The sequence below is a fragment of the Phycicoccus sonneratiae genome (assembly GCF_016887965.1).
In the GTDB taxonomy this organism is placed as follows: Bacteria; Actinomycetota; Actinomycetes; order Actinomycetales; family Dermatophilaceae; genus Phycicoccus; species Phycicoccus sonneratiae.
On sequence record NZ_JAFDVD010000032.1, the window covers coordinates 1 to 1,343 of the forward strand.

Here is a 1,343-nt window from a genome sequence, read left to right on the forward strand (position 1 = left end):
CGGTCTGTCCTGTGAAGGGACATGTCTGACACTTCGGAGGAGACATGTCTGACAGGTCAAGTGTCTCGCTCGATGCGGATGTAGTCACGGGCGCATCGGGGCTTGCCGAGGAACGTGGTCCGGTTCAGGTCGAGGTGGGCGATGAGCTCGGTGCCGGTGAAGAGCACGACGTGGTCGGAGTCGATGAGGTAGTCGATGTCCGCGCCGGCCCAGGATGGTCCGAGCGCGAGGCGGACGTGGGGTAGGTCGAGGTAGCCGCCGGCGGTGACGCGCACGTGGTGGATGCTGGCCCGGTCGAGCTGCTGCTGGGGGTCGGGTTCGGCCTTGGTGCCAGCGTCGTAGCGGGCCTGGGGGGTGCACCCACCGATGCCCTGGTGGGGGCGTCGGGTGTTGAAGATCTCGTCGTAGGCCTCGGCCAGTCGCTGCAGCTGCCCGAGGTCGGCCGCCGGCTCACGGGTGGCCAGCCACTGTTTGAAGGTGCCCCACTCGCGTTCCTTCTTCCCGCAGGTCTGAGGGTGGTGGGGTGAGGAGTTGACCATCGCCACCCCGATCAGCCGCAGCCGGGTCTCGAACTCGGAGAAGCCGCCGACCCCGCGGGTGAAGCGGGAGGTGAAGGCTGAGCCGTTGTCACACAACACGACCGCAGGCTTGCCGTGCCGGTCCATCGCGGTGACCATGCACTCCCAGACGTCGGTGCCGTTCTCCGAGGGGGCCGCGCGGGTGGCCAGCACCATCCGCGAGTGGTCGTCCTGGAAGCGCAGCACGACCGCCTTGGCGCCGCCGGCCAAGGCGACCTGAGTGCCGTCCAGCTGCCACATCCCGTTCGGCTGCATGGCCTCGAACCGGTGAAAACTCTTCTTCGGCCGCTTCGCCGGAGTGGGCGTGGTGCGCCCGGCCGCGGCGAGGTACTTGTGGATCGTGCGGGCCGAGGGCAGCCCCGGAACCTGCTCCAGAGCGAGCCAGTCATGCACCGACCGGGCGCCACCGTCCCAGCCTTCATCGACGAGCTGGTCGTGCTTGGCCACCAGCACCGCGACCATCTCCGGGCTCGTCGCGCCCGGACTCATCCCCGGACGCCGCGAGAGCGGCACCAACCCCACCAGCCCCTCGTCCCGAAGCCGCCGCCGATACCGGTAGTAGCTGTCCCGAGAGATCCCGAACCGGCGACACACCTCGCTCACCGACAGGCTCGAGTCCTCCAGCACGGCGTGCGCGGCCATCGCCAACCGCACTTCCATCGACACCACCTGCTCGCTCACACGCGGCATCGTCGCCGCTGGAACACACCGGGTGTCAGACATCTCCCTTCACATCCCTGTCAGAGATGTCCCTTCAAAACACAG

At 68.1% G+C, this 1,343-nt stretch carries 1 protein-coding gene; it reads right to left on the reverse strand.

The window, feature by feature from the left end:
* Nucleotides 1–56: 56 nt before the first annotated feature.
* Complete coding sequence (locus JQN70_RS19710; protein ID WP_204133100.1) at nt 57–1,259, reverse strand: DDE-type integrase/transposase/recombinase; 1,203 nt, start codon at nt 1,257–1,259, stop codon at nt 57–59.
* Nucleotides 1,260–1,343 lie beyond the last annotated feature (84 nt).